At 67.3% G+C, this 24,490-nt stretch carries 23 protein-coding genes and 1 pseudogene; 4 read left to right on the top strand and 20 right to left on the bottom strand.

Features of this window, described 5'->3' with window-relative positions; genetic code table 11:
- Nucleotides 1-5: 5 nt before the first annotated feature.
- The 19 genes and pseudogenes from nuoK to D451_RS27960 all read right to left on the bottom strand — a co-directional run bounded on the left by nuoK (nucleotide 6) and on the right by D451_RS27960 (nucleotide 20,032).
- Nucleotides 6-305 (bottom strand): NADH-quinone oxidoreductase subunit NuoK, encoded by a 300-nt coding sequence (gene nuoK / locus D451_RS0121595; RefSeq protein WP_014912309.1) that lies wholly within the window; start codon nucleotides 303-305, stop codon nucleotides 6-8.
- Entirely contained in the window at nucleotides 293-1,237 is a 945-nt protein-coding gene (locus D451_RS0121600) for an NADH-quinone oxidoreductase subunit J (protein ID WP_014912944.1), read from the bottom strand. Before D451_RS0121600 ends, nuoK begins: the two co-directional genes overlap by 13 nt.
- Entirely contained in the window at nucleotides 1,234-1,782 is a 549-nt protein-coding gene (gene nuoI / locus D451_RS0121605; RefSeq protein WP_014910317.1) for an NADH-quinone oxidoreductase subunit NuoI, read from the bottom strand. Before nuoI ends, D451_RS0121600 begins: the two co-directional genes overlap by 4 nt.
- Nucleotides 1,775-3,148: an NADH-quinone oxidoreductase subunit NuoH gene (gene nuoH, locus D451_RS0121610; RefSeq protein ID WP_017535934.1), complete on the bottom strand. Its 1,374-nt coding sequence runs from the start codon at nucleotides 3,146-3,148 to the stop codon at nucleotides 1,775-1,777. The genes nuoI and nuoH overlap by 8 nt, the downstream gene beginning before the upstream one ends.
- Nucleotides 3,145-5,607 carry an NADH-quinone oxidoreductase subunit G gene (locus D451_RS0121615; RefSeq protein ID WP_017535935.1) on the bottom strand — a complete coding sequence of 821 codons (2,463 nt, stop codon included), beginning with the start codon at nucleotides 5,605-5,607 and terminating at the stop codon, nucleotides 3,145-3,147. Before D451_RS0121615 ends, nuoH begins: the two co-directional genes overlap by 4 nt.
- Nucleotides 5,604-6,932, bottom strand: coding sequence for an NADH-quinone oxidoreductase subunit NuoF (nuoF, locus tag D451_RS0121620; protein WP_017535936.1), 1,329 nt, complete (start codon nucleotides 6,930-6,932; stop codon nucleotides 5,604-5,606). Before nuoF ends, D451_RS0121615 begins: the two co-directional genes overlap by 4 nt.
- A complete protein-coding gene (nuoE, locus tag D451_RS0121625) occupies nucleotides 6,929-7,687 on the bottom strand; it encodes an NADH-quinone oxidoreductase subunit NuoE (RefSeq protein ID WP_014913307.1) in 759 nt (252 codons plus the stop codon). Before nuoE ends, nuoF begins: the two co-directional genes overlap by 4 nt.
- On the bottom strand, nucleotides 7,684-8,979 hold the full coding sequence (locus tag D451_RS0121630) for an NADH-quinone oxidoreductase subunit D (RefSeq protein ID WP_014911069.1): 1,296 nt from the start codon (nucleotides 8,977-8,979) through the stop codon (nucleotides 7,684-7,686). The genes nuoE and D451_RS0121630 overlap by 4 nt, the downstream gene beginning before the upstream one ends.
- 55 nt (nucleotides 8,980-9,034) lie before the next feature.
- The gene (locus tag D451_RS0121635; protein ID WP_017535937.1) at nucleotides 9,035-9,781 is read right to left on the bottom strand and encodes an NADH-quinone oxidoreductase subunit C; all 747 of its coding nucleotides are present in this window, start codon (nucleotides 9,779-9,781) and stop codon (nucleotides 9,035-9,037) included.
- Between the two features lies 1 nt (nucleotide 9,782).
- Nucleotides 9,783-10,328 carry a NuoB/complex I 20 kDa subunit family protein gene (locus D451_RS0121640; RefSeq protein ID WP_014912745.1) on the bottom strand — a complete coding sequence of 182 codons (546 nt, stop codon included), beginning with the start codon at nucleotides 10,326-10,328 and terminating at the stop codon, nucleotides 9,783-9,785.
- A 64-nt stretch (nucleotides 10,329-10,392) separates the two neighbouring features.
- Nucleotides 10,393-10,752, bottom strand: coding sequence for an NADH-quinone oxidoreductase subunit A (locus tag D451_RS0121645; RefSeq protein WP_014912518.1), 360 nt, complete (start codon nucleotides 10,750-10,752; stop codon nucleotides 10,393-10,395).
- Nucleotides 10,753-10,990: 238 nt separating this feature from the next.
- Entirely contained in the window at nucleotides 10,991-12,295 is a 1,305-nt protein-coding gene (locus D451_RS0121650) for a geranylgeranyl reductase family protein (RefSeq protein ID WP_017535938.1), read from the bottom strand.
- 419 nt (nucleotides 12,296-12,714) lie between these two features.
- A complete protein-coding gene (locus D451_RS0121655) occupies nucleotides 12,715-13,425 on the bottom strand; it encodes a demethylmenaquinone methyltransferase (RefSeq protein WP_017535939.1) in 711 nt (236 codons plus the stop codon).
- Between the two features lie 47 nt (nucleotides 13,426-13,472).
- On the bottom strand, nucleotides 13,473-14,351 hold the full coding sequence (locus tag D451_RS0121660; RefSeq protein WP_017535940.1) for an immunity 49 family protein: 879 nt from the start codon (nucleotides 14,349-14,351) through the stop codon (nucleotides 13,473-13,475).
- 42 nt (nucleotides 14,352-14,393) lie between these two features.
- Nucleotides 14,394-15,266, bottom strand: a pseudogene (locus D451_RS28705) (immunity 49 family protein).
- Between the two features lie 64 nt (nucleotides 15,267-15,330).
- A complete protein-coding gene (locus D451_RS26795) occupies nucleotides 15,331-16,134 on the bottom strand; it encodes an Imm49 family immunity protein (protein WP_081616113.1) in 804 nt (267 codons plus the stop codon).
- A 73-nt stretch (nucleotides 16,135-16,207) separates the two neighbouring features.
- A complete protein-coding gene (locus tag D451_RS0121680; protein WP_017535944.1) occupies nucleotides 16,208-19,354 on the bottom strand; it encodes a hypothetical protein in 3,147 nt (1,048 codons plus the stop codon).
- A 31-nt stretch (nucleotides 19,355-19,385) separates the two neighbouring features.
- Entirely contained in the window at nucleotides 19,386-19,727 is a 342-nt protein-coding gene (locus D451_RS0121685) for a DUF6507 family protein (protein WP_017535945.1), read from the bottom strand.
- Nucleotides 19,724-20,032, bottom strand: a complete 309-nt coding sequence (locus tag D451_RS27960; protein ID WP_152472963.1) for a hypothetical protein — start codon at nucleotides 20,030-20,032, stop codon at nucleotides 19,724-19,726. Before D451_RS27960 ends, D451_RS0121685 begins: the two co-directional genes overlap by 4 nt.
- Nucleotides 20,033-20,188: 156 nt before the next feature.
- Here D451_RS27960 and D451_RS0121695 point away from each other — a divergent pair, with 156 nt between their 5' ends.
- Nucleotides 20,189-21,577 carry a DUF6177 family protein gene (locus tag D451_RS0121695; RefSeq protein WP_017535947.1) on the top strand — a complete coding sequence of 463 codons (1,389 nt, stop codon included), beginning with the start codon at nucleotides 20,189-20,191 and terminating at the stop codon, nucleotides 21,575-21,577.
- Between the two features lie 68 nt (nucleotides 21,578-21,645).
- A complete protein-coding gene (locus D451_RS0121700; protein ID WP_017535948.1) occupies nucleotides 21,646-22,914 on the top strand; it encodes a delta-60 repeat domain-containing protein in 1,269 nt (422 codons plus the stop codon).
- A gap of 55 nt (nucleotides 22,915-22,969) precedes the next feature.
- Here the strand turns inward: D451_RS0121700 and D451_RS0121705 are convergent, their stop codons facing one another.
- Nucleotides 22,970-23,305 (bottom strand): DUF4229 domain-containing protein, encoded by a 336-nt coding sequence (locus D451_RS0121705; RefSeq protein WP_017535949.1) that lies wholly within the window; start codon nucleotides 23,303-23,305, stop codon nucleotides 22,970-22,972.
- A gap of 413 nt (nucleotides 23,306-23,718) precedes the next feature.
- Between D451_RS0121705 and D451_RS27480 the strand changes: the two genes are divergently transcribed.
- Together D451_RS27480 and D451_RS0121715 are read left to right on the top strand one after the other, a co-directional pair.
- Nucleotides 23,719-23,919: a BldC family transcriptional regulator gene (locus tag D451_RS27480; protein ID WP_017535950.1), complete on the top strand. Its 201-nt coding sequence runs from the start codon at nucleotides 23,719-23,721 to the stop codon at nucleotides 23,917-23,919.
- A 112-nt stretch (nucleotides 23,920-24,031) separates the two neighbouring features.
- Nucleotides 24,032-24,385, top strand: a complete 354-nt coding sequence (locus tag D451_RS0121715; RefSeq protein ID WP_017535951.1) for a PLD nuclease N-terminal domain-containing protein — start codon at nucleotides 24,032-24,034, stop codon at nucleotides 24,383-24,385.
- Nucleotides 24,386-24,490 lie beyond the last annotated feature (105 nt).

A 24,490-nucleotide genomic window follows, 5' to 3' on the forward strand; every position in this document is an offset into this window, starting at 1 on the left:
GCCTTCTAGTGCTTGAGCAGGTTGGCGTCATCCAGCGACGCCGACCTGCGGGTTCGGAAGATCTGCATGATGATCGCGAGGCCTACGACCACCTCGGCGGCGGCCACGACCATCACGAAGAAGGCGACGACCTGCCCTTCGATGTCCCCGTGCATCCGGGCGAACGCGACGAACGCCAGGTTGCAGGCGTTGAGCATGAGCTCCACGCACATGAAGACGATGATCGCGTTGCGTCGAATGAGGACGCCGACCGCGCCGATGGTGAACAGAAGCGCCGCGAGGACGATGTAGTTCATCGGGTCCACGTGGACTCGACCTCCTGCCCGTTGCCGTTGTTGCCGTCCGTGTCGGTGTCGGATCCGTTCTCACCGGAGGGGGCGGGGTCGGACGTGTCCCCGGTGTTCTCCTCGGCCTCCTTGGAGCGGGCCGAGTCCGACGCCGCGCCGGGCAGGGCCTCTCGTCCCGCCTGAACGTCCATCGGCACACCCGACCGGTGTTCGGGGTCGCGGGCGGCCAGGACCGGGTTGAGCGAGAGCTGCGAGATCGAGCCGTCGGGCAGCAGCGCGGGCATGTCGATCGCGTTGTGCCGCGCGTAGGTACCGGGGCCCGGCAGCGGGGTGGGGTGGTCGCCGCGGATGCGGTCCTCGGAGATCTCACGCTGGGTGCGGCGCTTACCCGTACGGGCGGTGTGCGCGAGCACCATGGCGCCGAGCACCGAGGTGATGAGCAGCGCCGCCGTGGCCTCGAAGGCCACCACGTAGCGCAGGATCAGCTCTCCGGCCAGCCACGGGATGGTCCCGCCGACGGGGGCCGCGCCGGCGATGCCCGCCGGGTCGCCCACGACGATCCGGGTGATCCCGGTGGCGAGGGCGCCGATGAAGCAGATCGCGACGAGGGCCGCCATGATCCGCTGTCCGCGCAAGGTCTCCACCAGGGAGTCCGAGGAACTGACGCCGACGAGCATCAGCACGAACAGGAACAGCATCAGGACGGCGCCGGTGTAGACCACGATCTGGACGACCATGAGGAACGGGGCCTCGTTGACGCCGTAGAAGATCGCCAGGCCGACCATGGTCAGCGCCATCGACATGGCCGAGTGGACGGCCTTGCGGGAGAAGACCACGCCCAGGGCGCCGAGCACCACGATGGTGCCCAGGACCCAGAACAGGCCGGCCTCGCCCGAGCCGATCGGCGCCGCGGCCAGGTGTGTCGTGGAGGTGGTGTCGAACGGGGTCACCGTGCCGCCTCCGCGTTCTCCGGCCGATCCTGCGTGCCGTGCTGTCCGCGTCCGGTGGCGTAGTAGTCCTGCTCGTCATCGCCGAGCCGCATCGGGTGCGGGGGCTGCTCCATGCCCTCGGTGAGGGGGGCCAGGAGCTGCTCCTTGGTCCAGATGAGGCTCTGCCGGCTGTCATCGGCGAGCTCGTACTCGTTGGTCATCGTGAGGGCCCGCGTCGGGCAGGCCTCCACACACAGACCGCACAGGATGCACCGCAGGTAGTTGATCTGGTAGACGCGCCCGTAGCGTTCGCCGGGCGAGTACCGGTCGTCCTCGGTGTTGTCGCCCGCCTCCACGTAGATGGCGTCGGCAGGACAGGCCCAGGCGCACAGTTCGCACCCGATGCACTTCTCCAGGCCGTCGGCCCACCGGTTCAACTGGTGCCGTCCGTGGAAGCGCGGCGCCGTGGGGCGCTTGACCTCCGGGTACTCGACGGTGGGCACCTTCTTGAACATCGTGTGGAAGGTGACACCGAAACCCTTGACGGGGTTGAGCCACTCAAGCACCGGTAACCTCCCCCTTCTTGTCGTTGCGTTCGGCGGTGCCGGCCGCGGCCGTCCGGGACGGTTCGGCGAGCACGCTGCTGCCGTAGTGGGCGGCGGTGCGCGGGGGCACCGGGAACCCGCCGAAGGAGGGTTCCTTGTGGGCGCGGCGCGCGTTCTCGGCGCGCTGTCGGGCCTCCTCGGCGCGCTCGCGCCGCACGAAGCGGAGCCAGGCGGCGAAGGCGGCGATGGTGGCCACGGTGAAGGCGGCGACGACCGCGCCGATGATGATCGGGGAGGCGCCGTCGAGGATGAGCATGCGCACGACGGCCACACCGGTGATCCACACGAGCTGGATCGGGATGAGGACCTTCCAGCCGAGCTTCATCAGCTGGTCGTAGCGCACACGCGGCAGGCTGCCCCGGGCCCAGATGAACAGGAACATCACGGCGACGAACTTGATCAGCCACCACAGGGCCGGCCACCAGCCCTCGTTGGCGCCGGGCAGGATCGCGGTGACGCCGGGCGGGGCGTGCCAACCACCGAGGAAGAGCGTCACGGACACCGCGGCGACGGTGCACATGTTGACGTACTCGGCGAGGAAGAACATCGTGAACTTCATGGACCCGTACTCGGTCATGAAGCCGCCGACGATCTCGCCCTCGCCCTCGGCGAGGTCGAACGGGAGCCGGTTGGTCTCACCGATCATCGTGACGATGTAGATGAGGAACGACGGCAGCAGCAGCACCGCGAACCACAGCTTCTCCTGGGCCGCGACGATGCCGGAGGTGCTGAGCGTTCCGGCCATGATGAAGACCGCGACGAAGGACAGACCCATCGCGATCTCGTAGCTGATCACCTGGGCGGAGGCGCGCAGGCCGCCGAGCAGGGCGTAGGGCGACTGGGAGGCCCAGCCGCCGAGCACGAACCCGTAGACGCCCAGCGCGGCGGTGGCCAGCACCAGCAGCGCGGCGATCGGCAGGTCGGTGAGCTGCAACGGGGTGATGACCCCGAACATGTTCACCTCGGGACCGATCGGGATGACCGAGAAGGCGAGGAACGCCGGGATCGCGGCGATCATCGGCGCCGCGATGTAGACGAACCGGTCCACCCCGCGCGGGATCAGGTCCTCCTTGAGGGAGAGCTTGATGCCGTCGAACAGGGATTGGAGCAGGCCGAAGGGGCCCATCCGGTTGGGTCCGTGGCGCTGCTGCATCCGACCCATGACCTTGCGGTCGGCCATGATCATCATCAGCACGCAGATCATCAGGAAGACGAAGATCGCCAGCGCCTTGATGGTGATGATCCACCAGGGGTCGTTCCCGAAGACGCTCAGGCTGCTCTCCGCGGCCAGGTCCGCCGTGAGCGGATCGAAAGCGGCGGGGGTCACTGCTGCCTCCCGGCGTTGGTGGTGGGCGAGGTCAGCTCGACCGTCTGCCCGGCGCCGGCGCCCAGGTCACGACGGATGTCGCACCCGTGGGCGTTGGCCGGAAGCCAGACGACGCGGTCGGCGATGTCGGTGACGATCACGGGGACGGTCACCGAGCCGCGGGGGCCGGTGACACGCAGCGAACCGCCGTCGGGGACCCCGACCTCCTCGGCCGTGGTCTTGGACAGGTAGGCGCGCGGTCGGCGGGCGGTGCCGGCCAGGTAGGGCTCGCCGTCCTCCATCCGACCGGTGCCGAGCAGTTGCTTCCAGGTGGACAGCAGGGCACGGCCGGCGGTGGGTTCGGGCAGGGCCACCGGTCGGGCCGAGGGCGCGGCGGGGCGTCCGCCCAGCCATACGCCCAGCTCCAGCAGTTCTCCGTAGGCCCCGGCGGAGTCGGGAAGACCGAGGTGAACGTCCATCTCGTCGGCGATCGCCGCGAGGACCCGCAGGTCGGAGAGGGCGCCGGGCACCTTGAGCGCGTCGCCGAAGGGACGGTGGCGCCCCTCCCAGTCGACGAAGGTGCCGGATTTCTCGGCGACGGCCGCGACCGGGAACACCACGTCGGCGCGGTCGGTGACGTCGCTCGCCCGGATCTCCAGGCTGACGATGAACGGCACCTTGGACAGGGCGGCGCGGGCCGCCTCCGGGTCGGGCAGGTCGTCGAGTTCGACACCGGCGATGACCAGGGCGTCCAGTTCGCCCGCGGCGGCGGCCGCGAGGATCTGGTCGGTGTCGCGTCCGGGCAGGTCGGGCAGGGAGCCCACGTTCCAGGCGCGGGCGACCTCGGCGCGGGCCGAGGCGTCGGCGACCGGACGTCCGCCGGGCAGCAGGTTCGGCAGCGCTCCGGCGTCGATGGCCCCGCGTTCTCCGGCTCGACGCGGGATCCAGGCCAGGCGGGCTCCGGTGCGTTCGGCCAGGGAGACGGCGGCGCTCAGGGCTCCGGGGCTCGCGGCGAGCCGCTCGCCCACCAGGATGACCGCGCCCTCCTGCCCGATGGCCTCGACGACCTCGGGGTGTTCCACGTCCAGGGCGTTGAGGACACGGCCCTCGTCGCCCGGGGCGGTCGGGACCAGCGTCCCCTTGACCTTGGTCAGCCCGAGGGTGACGTGGGAGGCCAGGGAGTAGGCCTTCAGCCCCCGCTTGCGCATGCCCTTGCGCAGACGCAGGAACACCAGCGGAGACTCGTCCTCCGGGTCGAAGCCGGCCATCAGGACCGCCGGCGCCTTCTCCAGGGCCGTGTAGTCCACGTCCACCGGGGTTCCGGCGACACGGGCGGCCAGGAAGGCGGCCTCCTCCTCGGAGTGCTCGCGGGCGCGGGCGTCCACGTCGTTGGTGTTCAGGGCGACACGGGCGAACTTGGCGTAGGCGTAGGCGTCCTCGTAGGTGAGGCGGCCCCCCACCAGCACACCGACGTTGCCGCGCGCGGCGGCCAGCCCCTGCGCGGCCATGCCGATCGCCTCGGGCCAGGAGGCGAACTCCAGGGCCCGGGAGTCCTCGTCACGGACCAGCGGCCGGGTGAGCCGGTCGGCCTGCGTGGCGTAGGTGAACGCCCAGCGGCCCTTGTCGCAGTTCCACTCCTCGTTCACCTGCGGGTCGTCGCCGGCGAGCCGGCGGGTGACCTTGCCACGGCGGTGGTCGGTGCGCTGGGCGCAGCCGCCCGCGCAGTGTTCGCAGACGCTCGGCGTGGAGACCAGGTCGAAGGGGCGCGACCGGAACCTGTAGGCGGAACCGGTGAGCGCGCCGACCGGGCAGATCTGGACGGTGTTGCCGGAGAAGTAGGAGTCGAACGCCTCCCCCTCGGCGATACCGACCTGCTCCTGAGCGCCGCGCTCCATCAGTTCGATGAGCGGGTCGCCCGCGATCTGCGCGGCGAAGCGGGTGCAGCGGGCGCACTGGATGCAGCGTTCGCGGTCCAGCAGCACCTGGCTGGAGAGCGCGATGGGCTTGGGGAAGGTGCGCTTGACGTCGATGAACCGGCTCTCGCCCTGTCCGGTGGACATGGCCTGGTTCTGGAGGGGGCACTCGCCGCCCTTGTCGCAGACCGGGCAGTCCAGCGGGTGGTTGATGAGCAGGAACTCCATGATCCCGCGCTGGGCCTTCTCCGCCACCTCGGAGGTCAGGTGGGTGTTGACCACCATGCCCTCCATGACGGTGATCGTGCAGGAGGCCTGGGGCTTGGGCATGCCGCGCCCGTTACCCATGTCGGGGATCTCGACCAGGCACTGACGGCAGGCGCCGACCGGGTCGAGCAGCGGGTGGTCGCAGAACCGGGGGATCTGGATACCGAGCAGTTCGGCGGCGCGGATCAGCAGGGTGCCCTTGGGCACCTGGATCTGGAAGCCGTCGATGGTGACGGTGATCAGGTCCTCCGGAGGCGGGGCGGGCGAGGACCCGCCGGAGGTGTTGGAGGTGACGGTCACCGGTTCCCTCCCTCTTCTTCCGTGATGGTCGGCCGGTCCGCCCAGACGGTGGACCTGGAGTGGTCGAAGGGGCAGCCGCCCTTCTCGTAGTGGTCGACGTACTCCTGGCGGAAGTACTTGATCGACGACATGACGGGGCTGGTGGCACCGTCGCCCAGAGCGCAGAACGAGCGGCCGAGCAGGTTGTCGCAGATGTCCAGGAGCTTGTCGATGTCGGCCTCGGTGCCCTCGCCCCGCTCCAGACGGTCCAGGACCTGGACCATCCAGAAGTTGCCCTCGCGGCAGGGGGTGCACTTGCCGCAGGACTCGTGGGCGTAGAAGGCGATCCACCGACCGACGGCGCGCACCACGCAGGTGGTCTCGTCGAAGATCTGGAGGGCGCGGGTGCCGAGCATCGAACCGGCGGCGCCCACCGACTCGAAGTCGAGCGGGGTGTCCAGGTGCTCCTCGGTGAAGATCGGCGTCGACGAGCCGCCCGGGGTCCAGAACTTGAGCCGGTGCCCGGAGCGGATGCCGCCCGCCATGTCCAGGAGCTCGCGCAACGTGATGCCGAGCGGCGCCTCGTACTGGCCGGGGTTCGTGACGTGCCCGGACAGGGAGAAGAAGCCGAACCCGGCGGACTTCTCGGTGCCCATGGAGGTGAACCACTCGGCCCCGTTGGCGACGATGCCCGGGACGCTGGCGATGGACTCGACGTTGTTCACCACGGTGGGCGAGGCGTAGAGTCCGGCCACGGCGGGGAACGGCGGCTTGAGGCGGGGCTGGCCCCGGTAGCCCTCCAGGGAGTCCAGGAGGGCGGTCTCCTCACCGCAGATGTAGGCGCCGGCGCCGGCGTGCACGACCACGTCGAGGTCGAAGCCGGTGCCCAGGATGTTCTTGCCGAGCAGCCCGGCCTCATAGGCCTCGGCCACCGCCTTGCGCAGACGGCGGATGACGTGGACGACCTCGCCCCGCACATAGATGAAGGCCTGCTGCGACTTGATCGCGTAGGAGGCGATCGCGACGCCCTCCACCAACACGTGCGGGTTGGCGAGCATGAGCGGGATGTCCTTGCAGGTACCCGGCTCGGACTCGTCGGCGTTGACCACGAGGTAGCGCGGGTTGGGGTTGTCCTTGGGCAGGAACCCCCACTTCATCCCGGTCGGGAAGCCCGCGCCGCCGCGGCCGCGAAGGCCGGACGCCTTGACCAGATCGACGATGGAGTCGGGCTCCATGGTCAGGGCCTTGCGCAGCGCCTCGTAGCCGCCGGTGGCCCGGTAGCCGTCGTAGGTGAAGGAGTCGGGACGATCCCAGTTCTCGGACAGGATCGGGGTCAGGGTGGTCACTTCGCGCCCTCCTCACCCTGGCTCGGGGAAGGGAGGTCGTTCGGGTCCGGCGCCGTCCAACCGTTGCGCCGGGCCAGTTCGAGACCGGCCAGCGACGGGGCCGCCGCCTGGACGCCCTCGCCGGCGCGTCCGTCGTCGAACCCGGCGAGCACGCGCGAGGCCTGCTTCCAGGTGCACAGGCTCGCGGGGCCGCGGGTGGGCGCGACGTCCGCGCCCAGACGCAGGTCGTCGACCAGACGCTTGGCGGTGGCGGGGGTCTGGTTGTCGAAGAACTCCCAGTTGACCATCACCACGGGGGCGAAGTCGCAGGCCGCGTTGCACTCCACGTGCTCCAGCGTGACCTTGCCGTCCTCGGTGGTCTCGCCGTTGGCCAGGTCCAGGTGCTCCTTGAGGGCGGAGAAGATCTCGTCTCCGCCCATCACCGCGCACAGGGTGTTGGTGCACACGCCCACCTGGTAGTCGCCGCCCGGACGGCGGCGGTACATGGTGTAGAAGGTCGCGACCGCGTTGACCTCGGCCTGCGTGATGCCCAACTGGTCGGCGCAGAATCGCATCCCGGCCTTGCTGACGTGCCCCTCCTCGGCCTGCACCAGGTGCAGGAGCGGGAGCAGCGCCGAGCGCGGCTTCGGGTAGCGGCTGATGATCTCCTTGGCGTCCTGTTCCAGTCTGGCCACCACCTCGTCGGTGAAGACCTCGACCGTCTCGTCCGGTCCGCCGTCGAGACCCCTGTTCTCGGGTCCGTTGTGCTCGCTCACCGGTCCACGCCTCCCATCACCGGGTCGATACTGGCCACGGCCGCAATGACGTCGGCCACCGTCCCGCCCTCGCACATGGCGGCGACGGCCTGGAGGTGGGTGAACGACGGGTCGCGGAAGTGGACGCGGTAGGGACGGGTGCCCCCGTCGCTGACGGCGTAGCAGCCGAGCTCGCCCTTGGCGCTCTCCACGGCCGCGTACGCCTGGCCGGCCGGGACCCGGAAGCCCTCGGTGACCAACTTGAAGTGGTGGATGAGCGCCTCCATCGAGCCGCTCATGATGTGCGCGATGTGGTCGGGCGAGTTGCCCAGACCGTCCGGGCCCAGCGCCAACTTGGCCGGCCAGCCGATCTTGGCGTCCTCGATCATCACCGGTCCGGGTTCGAGCCGGTCCAGGCACTGCTCGATGATCTTGAGGCTCTCCTCCATCTCGGCGATGCGCACCCGGTAACGCGCGTACACGTCGCCGCCGTCGGAGACCGGCACGTCGAACTCGTAGTTCTCGTAGCCGCAGTAGGGCTTGGCCTTGCGCAGGTCCCAGGCCAGACCGGAGGCGCGCACCAGGGGCCCGGTGATCCCGAGCGCCATGCAACCGGGCAGGTTGAGGTAGGCGACGTCCTTGGTACGGGCCAGGTAGAGCGGGTTCTCGTCCAGGAGCTTGCGCATGATCTTGATGCGCTCGGGCATCTCCTTCAGCAGCTCCCGGACCTTGCCGACCGCGCCGGGCGGCAGGTCCTGGGCCACGCCGCCGGGGCGCACGTAGGCGTGGTTCATCCTCAGGCCCGTGACGAGCTCGAAGATGTCCAGGATCATCTCGCGCTCACGGAAGCCGTTGGTCATCACCGTGGTGGCGCCCAGCTCCATGCCGAAGGTCGCCATGGCCACGAAGTGCGAGGCCATCCGGTTCAGCTCCATGAGCATGACGCGGATGACGCTGGCGCGTTCGGGGATCCGGTCGGTGATCCCGAGCAGCTTCTCGACCGCCAGGCAGTACGCCGTCTCGTTGAAGAGCGGCGTCAGGTAGTCCATGCGAGTGACGAACGTGGTGCCCTGCGTCCACGTCCGGTACTCCATGTTCTTCTCGATACCGGTGTGCAGGTAACCGATGCCGACACGGGCCTCGGTGCAGGTCTCGCCGTCCAGGGTGAGGATCAGCCGGAGCACCCCGTGCGTGGACGGGTGCTGCGGACCCATGTTGACGACGAGACGTTCGGCGCTGCTGCCCTGGGCCTTCTCGACGACGTCGTCCCAGTCCCCACCGGAGGCGTCGATGTAGTCCTCGGTGACGGTCATGCCGTGCCTCCCTTCTGGATGGCCCTTCGAATGGCTGGTGCGGTGTCCGTGCGGGTCACTTGTAGGACCGCCGCTCGTCCGGCGGGGGCACGGTGGCGCCCCGGTACTCGACGGGGATGCCGCCCAGCGGGTAGTCCTTGCGCTGCGGGTGGCCGTGCCAGTCGTCGGGCATCTGGATACGGGTCAGCGCGGGGTGGCCGTCGAAGACCATCCCGAAGAAGTCCCAGGCCTCGCGCTCGTGCCAGTCGTTGGTCGGGTAGACCGAGACGATCGACGGCAGGTGCGGGTCGGCGTCGGGACAGGTCGTCTCGACCCGGATCTCGCTGTTGTGGGTGATCGACCGGAAGTGATAGACCGCGTGCAGTTCGCGCCCGGTCTGCTCGGGGAAGTGCACGCCGACGACGCCGGTGCACAGTTCGTAGCGCAGGGCGGGGTCGTCGCGCAGGACGCGGGCCAACTCCAGGAGCCCCTCGCGGCGCACGTGGAAGGTGATCTCCCCCCGGTCCACCTCGACACGTTCGACGTCGTCCGCCCGCTCCAGGGCGTTCAGCGCCGCCTCCAGGTCGTCCGCGACCCGGTCGAAGTCGGCCGTACGGGGGTCGTCGGGGTCGGTGAAGGGGCGCTGGCTCCGGACGGGAGCGCTCCCCCTGACCTGGAGACCGCCGAAGCCGGAGGTGTCGCCCGTGGTCCCGGCGCCGAACATGCCGGTACGCCTGATCGGCGCGGCCAGGCGTTCACGTCCGCGCTGGTCCGGCAGGTTCGCCGCCGCCTCGTCGCGCTCGCGCTCGTTCTCGTTGCTCATGTCAGTCCTTGGTCACCAGGGGCAGGGAACGGCGGAGCATACGCTCCTCGGTCTCGGTGATCTCCTGCTCACGGTGGGCACCGAGCTTGGTGTTCTGCACCTTGTCGTGGAGCTTGAGCACGGCGTCCAGGAACATCTCCGGCCTGGGCGGACAGCCCGGCAGGTAGATGTCGACAGGGACGATGTGGTCCACGCCCTGGACGATCGCGTAGTTGTTGAACATGCCGCCGCTGGAGGCGCAGACGCCCATCGCGATGACCCACTTGGGTTCGGGCATCTGGTCGTAGATCTGGCGCAGGACGGGGGCCATCTTCTGGCTCACGCGTCCGGCGACGACCATCAGGTCGGCCTGTCGCGGGGTGGCCCCGAACTTCTCCATGCCGAACCGGGCGAGGTCGTAGTGGGGGCCGCCGACCGCCATCATCTCGATGGCGCAGCAGGCCAGACCGAACGTGGCGGGCCACATGGAGGTCTTGCGCGCCAGGCCGACGACCTGTTCGACCGTGGTGAGCGCGACCCCTGCGGGTAGTTTCTCTTCGAGTCCCATCAGCTTCGGACCTCCTCCGGGCCGGACTGCCGTGTCTGTGTTGCCTGGGGGCGGGGCGTGCGGGTCAGTCCCATTCGAGGCCTCCTCGGCGCCATTCGTAGGCGTAGGCGATGGAGACGTTCACCAGGAAGAGGATGATCGCGATCAGGCCGAACCATCCGAGGGCGTCGAAGTGGATCGCCCACGGGATGAGGAAGATGATCTCGATGTCGAAGACGATGAACATCATGGCCGTCATGTAGTACTTGACGGTGAAACGCCCGCCGCCCGCGGGCTGCGGTGTGGGCTCGATACCGCACTCGTAGGCCTGCATCTTGGCGCGGTTGTAGCGCTTGGGCCCGACCACGGCGCCGACGACCATCGACACGACGACGAAGGCGGCGCCGATTCCGCCGAGCACGAGTATCGGTGTGTACAACTCCACGGCTCACCCTCCTCCGCTGAACGACCCGTCGGGCTGCGCGACCGACAGTCTTGTGAACGGTTTCACGTGCTTGTCCCGAATTCCTTGTGGTTGCGGCGAAGACCCTTTCGGGACGCCGAAGGGATCTCCACCGCACGGTATTTTCGACTCGCCGTTCCGTTTGCCCGATTCGTCGCTTTTCAGCGCCGACAGCGAACACTTCGGCTCATGGCGGTTTCTTCTTCTTTTCGGGCGTCGATCAGGCCGCGGGCGCCATACGGCTCAACCCGTTGATGACCCGGTCCATGGCGTCGCCCTTGCTCGGTTCGGTGAGATTGGCGAGCATCTTCAGCACGAACTTCATGAGGGTGCGCCGGCGGAGCCCGTACTTGGTCGCGTACTTCATGAACTCGGGCTGGCCGATGACCTTCACGAAGTAGCGACCCAGGGTGTAGTAGCCGCCGTAGGTGTCGGCGAGGACGTCCGGGTAGCGCAGCAGCGCGCGCTCCCTGGTCTGCTGGGTGGTCCGGCCGTGCGCCTGCACGATCACGTCGGCCGCGATCTGACCGGCCTCCATCGCGTAGGCGATGCCCTCCCCGTTGAAGGGGTTGACCATGCCGCCCGCGTCGCCGACCAGCATCAGTCCGCGCGAGTAGTGCGGAACCCGGTTGAAGCCCATCGGGAGCGCCGCGCCGCGGATGCCGCCCTTCTGGTTCTCCTCGGTGAAGCCCCACTCCTCCGGCATCGAGTCGGTCCACCTGCGCAGAAGCTTGCGGTAGTCCACGTCCTGGAAGGAGGAGGTGGAGTTGAGGATGCCCAGGCCGACGTTGCTGGTGCCGTCGCCGACACCGAAGACCCAGCCGTAGCCGGGCAGGAGGACGTCCTTGTCACCGCTGCGATCCCACAGCTCCAGCCAGGACTCCAGGTAGTCGTCGTCGTGCCGGGGACTCTCGAAGTAGGTGCGCACGGCCACGCCCAAGGGGCGGTCGTCGCGCTTGCGGATCCCCATGGCGACGGACAGGCGGGAGGAGTTGCCGTCGGCCGCCACGACCAGCGGCGCCCGGAAGGTCACGGGTTCGCGGTCGGCGTTCTTGGCCTGGACCCCGACGATGCGGTTGCTGCGCTCGTCCATGAGGGGTCCGGTGACGTTGGTGCGCTCCAGGAGCTTGGCCCCGGCGCCCTTGGCCCGCTCGACCAGGATCTGGTCGAAGTCGTACCGGGTGCGCACGAGGCCGTAACCCGGGTAGGCGGCCAGTTCGGGCCAGGGGAGTTCGAGGCGGACCCCGGCTCCGACGATGCGCAGGCCGTGGTTCTTGATCCAGCCCTCGTCCTCGAAGGTGACGCCCATCGCGGTGAGCTGCTTCACCGCCCGAGGGGTCAATCCGTCTCCACAGACCTTCTCCCGAGGGAAGGAGGTCTTCTCCAGCAGGAGAACGTCCAGGCCCGCCTGGGCCAGGTAGTAGGCGGTGGTGGAACCGGAGGGTCCGGCGCCGACGACGATGACGTCGGCGTCGTACTCGACCCTCTCTCGGCCTCTGGGAGAGGAGGTGGCTGTCTCGCTCACGGGTGGGTCCTCGACTACTCGCGCGGTCCTACCGTGGCGGGCCAGTGCGGGGTCGACCCGCTCACGGGGGGTGTTGTGGGTCGGTTTGGGACTTCCGACATATCCGACATGGGCCTTGTGTCATGCGACTCGTGTGCTTGTGAAGCACTTCACAAACCACTTTCCCGAAGTCTAGACCCTTGGACGCGAAGAGGCGACCCCCGGGGGGCATTCTTCGGTAAATCGGATATAGCGCCCATAACCTCCGAAGCCACACCCGAAGTCACCATGAGTCACCGAAAGCGCAGCTCACGACAACAGCAACCCCGAGAACAACACAAGAAGCCCCAAGGAACAAGGGTTCCTTGGGGCTCCGAGAACTTTAAGACTTTACGAGAAGAATTAAACCGACTGCGTACTATTGCGCACTATGTCGGATTTTACTTCTCTCGGAAGCCACGGTGGAGAGCCACCGTGCCGAGCGTCAGGTTCCGCCACGCGACCCGCGACCAGCCCGCGCCCTGGAGGTGGGTCGACAGCTCGGCCTGGTTCGGCCAGGCCATGATCGACTCCGACAGGTAGTCGTAGGCCTCGCTCCGACCGGAGAAGGCGCCCGCGATCCTCGGCAGGGCCGCCATCAGGTACGTCGAGTAGAGCCTGTCGACGAACTCCACCGGGATGTGGCTGAACTCGCAGATCACCAGACGGCCGCCGACCTTGGTCACCCGGAACAGTTCCCGCAGCGCCTGGTCCACGTCGGCGACGTTGCGCAGGCCGAAGGAGATCGTCACCGCGTCGAAGGTCTCGTCCGCGAAGGGCAGGGAGAGGGCGTCCCCGGCCACGAAGGTCACCCCGCCGCGCGAGGCGCCGCCCCGACGGTGGGCGCCCTTGCCGAGCATGCCGAGCGAGAAGTCGCAGGCGATGACGCGGGCGCCCTTCTTGATGAAGGACTCCGAGGAGGTGCCGGTCCCCGCGGCCAGGTCCAGGACCAGCTCACCGCTGTGGGCGTCGACCGCGTCGACCACGGCGCGCCGCCAGACGCGGTCCTGGCCGAGCGAGATGACGTCGTTGACGAGGTCGTAGTTCTCTGCGATGCCATCGAACATCGCGGCGACGTCCTGAGGCTTCTTATCGAGCTTCGCGCGGGTCATGGCACCAGCCTAAGGGGGCCGGACCGGCACCCCGTCCCGCCCTCACCTCAGACCGGGAACTCACCGAACCAGAAGCCCTCCAGCAGAACCCGGGGCAGATGGTCCGAGCGCACGTCCATCCGATAGTCCGGCTCGTGCCGCGCGCGGTCGAGGGCCAGGGACGCCAGAGCGAGCAGCCCGAGCGGGAACGTTCCGGGCCCGGCGCCCTCCCCCGCCCGTGCGTGGAAGTCGTCGAACGCCTCCAGTCCGCGAACCAGGGTCCTCTCGAAGTCGTCCGGATCTCCTCCCAGGAACGCCCGGAACAGATCCAGCTCCGGAAAGGCCAGAAGGTCCAACTCGCGCGCGATCTCGGGCGAGGCGACCCGGCGGGAGTCCGACAGTTCCATGGCCTTGCGCAGGCACGGGACCATCCGGTCGTCCTCCTCGATGAGCGCCCGCAGAGCGTCGATCCAGGGAAGGAGGTAACCGGGATAGCGGGCCTCACCCGACAGTGGCATCCTCCCCACATCGATACCCGCCAGATGACGGACCCTCTTCTCGTCCCGGCAGACCAGCGCCATGAGGAAGGTCCTCAGCCAGACGTGTCGATCCGCGACGACCAGGGGGCCGGGAGAGACCAGGACACGCTCCTCGTGCTCCACGGTCCACCGGACCTCGGAACCTCGGGGCACCGTGACCGCGGCGATGACGGCGTGATGGTACTGCGCGGCGAACGTCCAGGTCTCCCAGGTCTCCACCAACGTGCACTCGGGATCGGCCGCCAACGCCTTCCGCGCCAGGTCGTACACGTCGGTGAGCCATCGGGCGGCCTCGGCCGGCGCCTCTTCGAGGAGCCGGGCGTAGCGGATCCTCACCTCCTCCAACGCCCTCACCTTCTCCTCGTCGACCACGACCGGGACCGACGATGTCCGAGGGACGAAGACCATGACCTCACTCCTTGCTTCGATCGTGGGTGTTCGGAACCCGGGTCAGACGGGGAAGGCGTCGAGCCATCGCCCATCGAGGATGCCCTCGGGAAAGTAGTCGCTCTCGACCTCCAAGGAGACACCCTCGACCCGACCGTCCCGGACCAGACAGGCCATCCCCAACAACCCCACCGGCACGATCCCCCGCAACTGCCCCTTGGCCAGATCCGCAGCGGTGTACTCCCGATACGACTCCACCGCCCGCACCAACGCCTCGTTGAAACCATCCCCGTCTCAGGCGATCAGCCGACCCAACACCTCCATCTGCGGCACCGCCATCAACCCCGCGTAACCCGCCGCGAAAGAGGCCCGACCCGGATCCGCCAACTCACGAGCCTCTTCCAACAAAGCGCCCGCCCGCGGATCACCCTTCACAAAAGCCTGCAACACCTCCACCCACGCATACGCGTCCCGCATGAAACGCGTCCCCTGACTCTCCCCCGCACTCCGCAACACCTCCACCGGAACATCCGCCAAGAACCGCGCATAATCGAAATCACGACACGTCCACGCCCTGAACAACGCCCCCGCCCAAGAAGAAGCATTGAAGACAGAAATCAAAGGACGACTCGAAAGATTCCACACCCGATGATCGACCATACAATCCACACGGGACCCCGACTCCGCCATCGACACACGGAAGAACGCACGCTGATACTGCATCGCCAGAACCCACGCCTCCCACGTCCGCCGCTCAACAACCCCCGGATCCACCACCAAAAACTCCGAGGCCTTGTCGAAAAACCCATCTATGAGCCAGTGCATCCCCCCGACACCATCATCAAGCTCGGAGACACTTTCCTTCAACCAATCTTCATTGTATTGAATCTTCGACTCGGACACTCGACGAACAATCTCAGGCCTCTCAACACGCATACCTATTCTCCAATTCAATGCAATGAAGCCATGCAAGTATCAAACCGAAATCAAAAACACAAGATCAAACGGGGAAGGCGTCGAGCCATCGCCCATCGAGGATGCCCTCGGGAAAGTAGTCGCTCTCGACCTCCAAGGAGACACCCTCGACCCAACCGTCCCGGACCAGACAGGCCATCCCCAACAACTCCAACGGCACGATCCCCCGCAACTGCCCCTTGGCCAGATCCGCAGCGGTGTACTCCCGATACGACTCCAACGCCCGCACCAACGCCTCGTTGAAACCATCCCCGTCTCTGGCGATCAGCCGACCCAACACCTCCATCTGCGGCACCGCCATCAACCCCGCGTAACCCGCCGCGAAAGAAGCCCGACCCGGATCCGCCAACTCACGAGCCTCCTCCAACAACACCCCTGCCCGCGGATCGCCCTTCACGAAGGCCTGCAAAACCTCCACCCACACGTACGCGTCCCGCATGAAACGCGTCCCCTGACTCTCCCCCGCACTCCGCAACACCTCCACCGGAACATCCGCCAAGAACCGCGCATAATCGAAATCACGACACGTCCACGCCCTGAACAACGCCCCCGGCCAGTCACCGGCATTGAAAGCGGAGATCAAAGGACGACTCGAAAGATTCCACACCCGATGACCGACCAGACAATCCACACGGGACCCCGACTCCGCCATCGACACACGGAAGAACGCACGCTGATACTGCATCGCCAGAACCCACGCCTCCCACGTCCGCCGCTCAACAACCCCCGGATCCACCACCAGAAAATCCAAGGCCTTAAGCTGAATGCTACTGACGAAATGAAACATCCCCCCAGCGCCATCATCAAGTCTAGAAGCCTTTAACTTCATGTAATTCTCATTATAAGAAAGCTTGGACACAGAAGTCCTGCGAATAATCTCAGGCCTCTCAACACGCACTGAACTAGCCCTTTAGATCAAAAATCTGATAGTCGTAACCATCTGCAACATCTCCACCGGAACCCCACCCAGAAGGGTTCCCCTTAAAAACAGCATAAGAAACCTTTCCCTGATTCAATTTCATTGAAATATATCGAGCCAGAGCAGACTCGGACACGAAGTCACCAACCCCACCTTCTCCCTTTCTAACACCTGGAATCTGCGAACCATCTCCCACTTCAACTGATGAATTACTACGACCTCTCATGGCATCGAGGATCGAGCGAACATAGTCAGCCGTCCCCTGATAGGTATCCCTGGGGCGCCCCTCCTCTGGGGAGTACACCCTCGTTCCGAGCTTCGTGTTCGTACTGGCCTTCGCCTCGATGATGACGATCTCGCCATCCTTGGTCTCGTAGATCAGGTCGAATTGACCGTTACCGTTACCCGGGGCCCCCGAAGCCTGGCCGAGCAACGTCGCACCGTCGAGATTCGGCTTCCGCACCTCTTCCCTGCGGATGTTCCCATGCTCATCACGGACAGGGTTTCCTTCAGCGTCCCGAACCTCCCGCATGACGACCTCGCCGTTCTTGTCCCGCAAGGGTTCCCCATCGAACTCGTAACGAGCTCCGATGTCCGCGGATTTTTCTCCCAACAGCTCCGCAGCATCCGTCGCATCGCGCTGCGCATCGGCCTTTTCCCGGTAGGCCCTCTCCACATCGGGGTGGTTGTTGCCGTTCTCCACGTACTTTCCGTGCTTCTTCGCCTCCTGCTCGTAGATCTTTTCCAGTCTTCTCGCCTCGTCGAGCTTTTCCCTCCGGTCCTGGGCGAAGTGATCGATACCGGCGAAGTCGTCCTTGAGCTTCTGCCGCCTGGCGAGCTCGTCACCGGTCAGCGGCTTTCCATCCGGCCCCTTGAAGAAGTCGGAGGAACCGATTCTGACCCTGGTCTTGTCCCCGAAGTAGTCAGGAGCGTCCGGCTGCCGCAGCGGTATGTTTCTTCCATTCGAATCGATATGCACCTTGGGGAGCTGCCAACCCTCCATACCGATCTTCGTGTCCTTGCTGATCCGGTGAAGGTTTTCTTTGTAGTACTCCTTTCTGAAGGCCTCGTCATTGTTGAGCAGGTATTCGATGTCCCGGAAGAAGGCCTCCTCGGCCTTGGGGTCGTTCTTGTCGCCCCAGCGGTGCCTCTCGAACTCCTCCAGGTTCTTCGGCCCGGGTCCTCCGGGACCGTCGTCCCCACCACTCGGCGAGGGGCCGTCGGGACGATCGCCGCCCCCTCCACCGCCTCCACCGAGGTACGGCCCCGCCTCTGTACCGCCGTGGCCGAGGGTCCCCGTACCTTCGGAGCGCGCATCCTCGCGGTCCAGGACGGTCGTGACGCCCCCACTCCGTCCCTCTTGGGACTGGGCAGGGATTCGGGTCTCACCCCTCTCGGTATCGGAGAAGGCTCGAGGACCGAAGTCATGTCCCCCTCCTCGACGGCCGAGCCCGTCCGGGCCGGGGATCTCCATGCCCCCGCCGCCGGAGAGGACCAACGCCCTTTCACGTTCGAGCAGGCGAGCACGTTCGTCGGCGTTCATCGCGCTGTACCGGTCGATCTCCTCGGAGAGCTCCCGGACCGACCTCTCCTCGAAGTCGTCATCGGCTCTCCGTGTCGGGGTGTTCCGATCCGGAGCGCGGTCGTCACGGAGGTCTCCGCCCGTCCCGGATCCGGTCGATCCCCCATTGACGCTCGCCGTCCCGGTTCCGTCCGCCGACGGTGATACGGGCCCGTGCGGGCTCCCCGACGTGGGGGCGGACCACCTGGAGGTGAGCTCACCGAGACGCCCGGTGAGTTCGTTCAAGCGTCTCCCGACGCGATCGACGGTTCCATCGACGTCGGTTCGAAGAGCGTCGAAGGTGTCCGCCAGGTTGAATCCCGGGCGCGCGGCCGCACCGGGAGAACCGTGCCCGACCGGGCTCGACCCGTTCGCTCCGTTCGACCCCGCGTCGACGTCGGGCAGGTGGGACCCCGTACTGAGCTTCGCCCCCAGCATCCCGGCCCGGGCCGGTAGCCCCACGACCGCGAGAGCCAGGTTCCCGCCCGCGGTGGTGACCGTGTACGCGGGCCGATCGTCCCACTCCCGCCACGGCACCAGGTCGTGGGCGACCTCCTTCCAGGATTCACCCATGTTGCTCTTCCAGGTGTCCATGGTGAAGTCGCCTTCACCGATGAGACTTCCGGAGGAGCCGTAGAGGCCGGCGAGGGCCGCGTAACCCTTGATGGTGTCCTTGAGGTGTGCCCCGGCGTTGTCCCTGACCTCGCTCGCGCTGCCGGCCCAGCCGCTGCCCTCCCGCCACAGGCCGGTGGAGGCGACCGCGTTGACCCCGAGGCCCCACACCATCCCACCGCCGAAGTTGTCCCAGGTCGCCATGTAGGAGTCGGCGGCCCAGGCCACCTCGACGGGCTTGTTCCCGTCCCTCAGGTAGTTCCAGCCGAACTCGTGTATCCGCTTCCAGTCACCGAGGCTGGTCATGTCGAAGTTCGGATCGGGAACGTCCGCGGCGTCGATGCCGTAGACGATCTCGTTCTCGCCCGGAGGGTCCTCACCCGCCGCCACGTAGACGCTGTTCCCACCGTTGATCGACGAGAGGGAGCTCGCGCACTCGCGTTCGGCGTCCTGGTACTCGCCCCAGGCCTTGTTGGCCCGGAGCTTGATGATGTGGTTGCGCAGTGTGTTCGCCGGGTTCTCGTTCCAGGCCTCCTCGGCCTGCATCTCCTCCCGGAACTCCCAGGCCTCGTCCCGAATCGCGCCCAGTTCCTCCTTGGCGCTCTGCGCCGCTTCGGCGAAGGTCTCCAAGGCGGTGACGGCCGCGGAGACGTCGCTCTCGATGTCGTCTCCGCACTCGGCGACCCGGTCCATCGCGGAGAAGAGGGTCTCGCTCTCGGGTGCCGTGTAGTGGGCCTGGAGGCCGCCCCAGGTGCTCTTGATGCCCTGGCCGCCCTCGGAGACCGAGCCGGCCGAGGACCTCATCAGATCGATGGCCGCCTGGAGGTTCTCCACCAGGGTGGTCGGACGGGGGATCGCGGGTGGATAGACGAGGAGATCCGGGTCGGGGTCCACGCCGAACTGAGACTGACCGGCGGTCTCGTTGTGCGATGGCCTGATGGTGTCGATGGGGGGCATACGACTTTCCGTCTCGTGGGTGACTCTGGTGTCAGAGGTCCGGGTCCTCGAACGTCCCGGCGTTGCTCTGGGCCTCCGCGGCCATCTCCGCGTCCCCGATGAGATAGGCGTCTACGGCGTTCGCGCACCCTCCGACGGCGGAACCGGCCCGTTCGACCATCTCCTCGGACAGGCCGCCGATGTGTTCGAGGAGTCCGTAGAGTTCGGCGCCGACGGGACCGCTCATGGACGCCATGGCCGCGTTGGCGATCTCTTCGGTGAGGTTGGTGAGATGGCCGTCGAGGGCGCTGCCCCCGCCATCGCCCATCTGATCCATCACGCTGTGGAGGATGGTGCCCACACCGGAGGGGTCGATGCTCCAGCCACCGCTCATCGGCCGCCTCCACCGGAGAAGAGGTGGGCCCGGAAGTTATCGGGTGGGGGAGCCTGCTCCACGTCACCGTTCTCGGTCCGCTCTCTCTCGTGACGAGCGATCTTCTCGTCCAGGCGCCCGAGAACGGCGCTCAGAGAGCCGGAGAGAGAGGTGATCCTGTCTCCCAAGGAGCCGATCCGTTCGGCCATCAGCGCCTCCCTGGTCTCGTCTCCGGCGACGAGGGAGCGGCCGTGCGCAGTCTCTTGAGAAGGGGGCTTCTCTGTCTCTTCCTGCCGGTCGGGGGATGAAACCAGCTCGAACCTCACGGTTCTCCTATCTGCTTTCCATGCTCATCGGGCCTCGCCCGCGCTTCTCATTACTTATACCGACGCTCGGTGACAGAGAGGATCCGAGAATTCCCTGTCCGGTTCGCATGCTTGTCTTGAGGAATCCGAGGAAGCGACCAAAGTGAAGGGCGAAGAATGAGCTATGACGTGGTGGCGTTGCACGCGGACAACCCCGACCTGCGAACTCTCACACGTGCGCTGGAGGACGCCGGACGGGATCTACGCGTGCGCGCGTTGGCCGGGGGTCATCTCCTCCGGCTCCGCGATGCCTCCGGGACCCTGCTCACCCTGGAGCCGGCCCAACTGATCGAGGCCCCGGGCGAGGTGGAGCGGCTCCTGGATCCGGACCTCGCCGCGGGGCTCCCCGAACGGTGTTGGTGGACCGAAATCCGAGCACGTCCGGACGAGGCCGGACGGGAGGCCGCCCACCGGGTCGCCGATCGTCTGGCGCTGAGTTCCGGGGGCGCGGTGTGGACCTCGGGGCCGGCCGACTTCGGCGTGTGGGAGGAGACGGAGCATCCCGCCGTGGAGTACACGGCCGGGAAGGCCGTCGTGGTGGCCCAGGATCGGCCGGTCGTTCCGTTCTCCTCCTGGATCTCCGACGTCCTCGCCGACCCCGCCGTTCAAGAGCACGGTTTCCAGTTGCTGACCCCGGCGCGTTCCCGGCTCACCTACGCTCTGCGCACCCTGATGGCTCTTCCTCTGGCCCGATGGGTGGTGCGGACCGAGGAGGGCGATCACTTCGACGGCCTCACCGGCCTGCCCCTGCGTCCGCATCCCGAGCATGGTCATGTTCCGGCGCGTGCCGAGGGCCCGGTATCTCCCGCCGAAGGCTTTCTGGACGAGTCGCCCCTGGGCCGTCAACTCGTGGTGGACTTCACCACGCGGGCGCCGAAGGACGCGTTCGATCCGGGGCTGTCGGTCGAACGGGTGACGGAACGACTGGCCGGTTCCGCGCCCGTGGCGTGGGGCCCGTACGAGCCGGCCCTGGCCCCGTGGAACCGGGAGCGGATGGCACGGCTCGCACGACACCGGGCACCACGTCCTTCCCTGTTCCGCTTCCGCGGCACGGGCCCGGGGGGCTCTCGTTTCTCCGGTGATCTGAGATTGACCTGGGAGGAGGGGATCGTGCGCGAGCAGGTCTCCTTGGTCCTGGGCCACCCGGACGCGGAGTCGGTGCCTCACCACGCCCTGCCCGCGGCCGTGGCCGCCGTGGCGGAGGGGTTGGAGATGATGCACGTACGTCTGACCCGAGGCCGTGAGGACGCCACCTACGCGCCGCGCTGGCATGGGCTGGCCGAGCCTTTGGGCTTCGCCGTGGGGAGGGAGAGGGCCGAAGGGTCGCACGGGCGTGGAGGCCCGCTGGAGGGCACACGGCTGAGCGAGGGTTCCGGCGCCGTGTGGTATCCGGTCCCCCGCGACGTACCGCGCGAGCGGGCGACGAGTCTGGTGGCCTCCCAGATCGAGTACCTCACCGCGGGAAGAGGGCGTTCCGGAGGCGAAAGGCCTGGTCACCTCACGTAATCGGACAACTACTTCGTGCAATAATGAGCCGGCCTCATACCCTTCCCCGCACGCACGAGGAGAGTCCCTTGAAACCGGCCCGATCGTTCGTCGCCCTCACCATGAGCTCACTGCTCGCGCTGCCCCTCGCGATGGCCACCGCCGCCCCGGCGACCGCCGCACCCCACGTGGGCGTGGTCGACGAGCGGCCCGTCCAGTGGACCCCTCACGTGTTGGACGGCACCATCAAGGACATCCTGAGGATCGGTGACACCGTCGTGGTGGCCGGCACGTTCACCCGGGTCGCCGAGTCCGACGAGAGTCGCACCCACGATCGGACCCACCTGTTCGCCTTCCGTCATGGGAGTGGAGAGGTGCTCGCCGGCTTCAGGCCCTCCGTGGACGGGACGGTCACCTCGTTGGCCGAGGGCCCCGACGGCTCCGTGATCGTCGGCGGCGACTTCGAGCGGGTGAACGGGGAGACACGTCGAGGGGTGGCGCGGATCGACCTGGCCACCGGACGGACCGTCCGCGGGTTCGACGCCACGCTGGACGACGGGAACCTGTACCGGCTGGCCTCCGATGGCTCCGACCTCTACCTCGGCGGGAACTTCACCGCCGTGAGCGGGGAATCGCGCGCGGGGCTGGCCCGTGTCGACACCGCCACCGGGAGGGTCGACCCGGACTTCACACCGACCATCTCCGACCAGCGGCGGGGCGGCCTGCGCGTCCAAGAGCTGGCCCTGAGTCCGGACGGTCGACGGCTGGTCATCAACGGCACCTTCACCAAGGTGGACGGCGAGGACCGCTACCAGATCGCCATGATCGACACCGAGGCCGGAAGGGTCTCCCCCTGGTCGACCTCGGCGTACGAGGAGCCCTGCGACTACCCGACCATGTACACCTATCTGCGCCAGATGGACTTCTCGCCCGACGGCTCCTACTTCGGCGTGGTGACGGTCGGAGGGCCCGAGATCAAGCCGGGGCTGTGCAAGTCCGCGGCCAGGTTCGAGAACGACGACGCTCCGGGCTCGGAGCCCACGTGGGTCAACAAGACCGGCGGCGACTCGCTGTACTCGATCGAGATCACCTCGGACGCCGTCTATATCGGCGGGCACCAGCGCTGGATGGACAACGAGAAGGGCGCCTCCAACCCGGGTCCGGGCTCGGTGGAGCGCGAGGGGATCGGCGCGGTGAATCCGACGACCGGACGGGCCCTGGACTGGAACCCGGGCCGTTCCCGAGGCCACGGGGTCGAAGCCCTGCACGCGACCTCGGACGGACTGTACGTGGGCAGCGACACCGATCGGCTGGCCGGCGAGTACCACGCGCGGCTGGGAATGTTCCCCCTCCCCTGAACGAGGGGGAGGAACGTGACGGGGTGGGTCCGCGGGGCGGGCACCACCCCGTTCGTCACTTCTTGGTGCCCTCGGCGGGCTCGCTCTTCTCGACGGCGTCGTCGCCCTGCTCCTGGGAGCGCAGGATCTCGTCCTGGACCTCGTCCTCGCGGGCGGCGCCGTCGACCAGACGGTTGCCCACGGCCTTGTCCTGTCGCTTGTTCGACCAGTCGACCACGGAGGCCGACATCTGGTCGCGCCACTTGGAGAGCAGCACGTAGGAGGCGAAGCCGCTGAGCACCCACGCCAGGATGAGGGCGATCCAGGACCTCGCGCCGAACAGGTAGACGACCCCGAAGGCGGCGGCGAAGAGCGCCAGACGGGCGGCGGTATAGGTCAGCCAGCTACGCATCAAAAAGCCTCACAACAGACGATTACCTGGACTACATTGGTCGACACGCCCGTCCACGCGCGTACTTCCACGTGGACGTCGGTTCGGGCGACCCCGTACGTGGAGGCGGCGCCTCACATCAGGCAGCTCTCGACCTCCAGGTTAAGGGCGGTCGTCGGGCACCCGACACCAGGGAGGGGTGTGTCCCCTCTCAGCGGGGCCGGGGCGTGAGGCACATCGGATTCGGATATTCATGGGATGTTTCCAATCCCGACAAGAGAACCCGAACATCACGTTCCGATCACATATCACTCCCTCATCCCCCGATCCTCGCTATTTCTCCGAAAACTAGGGAGGAAACGGACCAACTCGTGCACACTAGGGGATCAAACGCCCGCCGCCCCCACACTCAAGGCGGGCACGATTGGGGGAATGTGAAGGTGGAACGAGCAAGCGAACGCCTGTTGACCCCCGGGGAAGTGGCCTCACTCTTCCGGGTTGATCCCAAGACCGTCACCCGCTGGGCCGCCTCCGGACGGATCAGCAGCATTCGTACTCCCGGTGGGCACCGCCGCTTCCGGGAATCCGAGGTGCGCGCCCTTCTCCTCGGCGAGCCCAGCGAAAGCACTCCCTGAAGAACCGACCGAACGTCGGAGACCCTCGGCCCGATATCGCGCGTGGTCTTCCCGCGACCCCCGAGACGACACCCCGGCTGTGAGAAGTCGACAGCCAGAGTAGGCTGGAAGCATGGTGTGGCTCGGTGGCCTGATCACGCTCGTATCGATCGTTCTGTGGGTTTACGCGTTCTTCGACGCGTTGACCACCCCTGCCCAGGAGGCCAGGAATCTTCCCAAGGTCCTGTGGCTGGTCGTCATCGCGTTGTTCATGCCCGTCGGATCGATCCTCTGGCTCTTCCTGGGACGGCCGCGTCGGCCCGCCGCCGTCCAGAGCGACACGCCCTCCCCGGCACAGGCCGTGTCAGTGGACGATCTCGATCCGTCGGACTTCGCCAAGCCTTCGGACAGCCCGCATCCGCTCGGCCCCGACGACGACCCCGAGTTCCTCCGACGACTCGGACGCAGGATCGACCCGGACGAGTAGGCGTCTCGACCGATTCGACGCACGATGACACACGATGGGGCCGCTCCCGAACGGGGGCGGCCCCATCGACGTCTCCACGGTGACATGGGGAGGGGGCGGGGGCGG

Origin of the sequence: Nocardiopsis alba DSM 43377 (assembly GCF_000341225.1) — a bacterium.
In the GTDB taxonomy this organism is placed as follows: Bacteria; Actinomycetota; Actinomycetes; order Streptosporangiales; family Streptosporangiaceae; genus Nocardiopsis; species Nocardiopsis alba.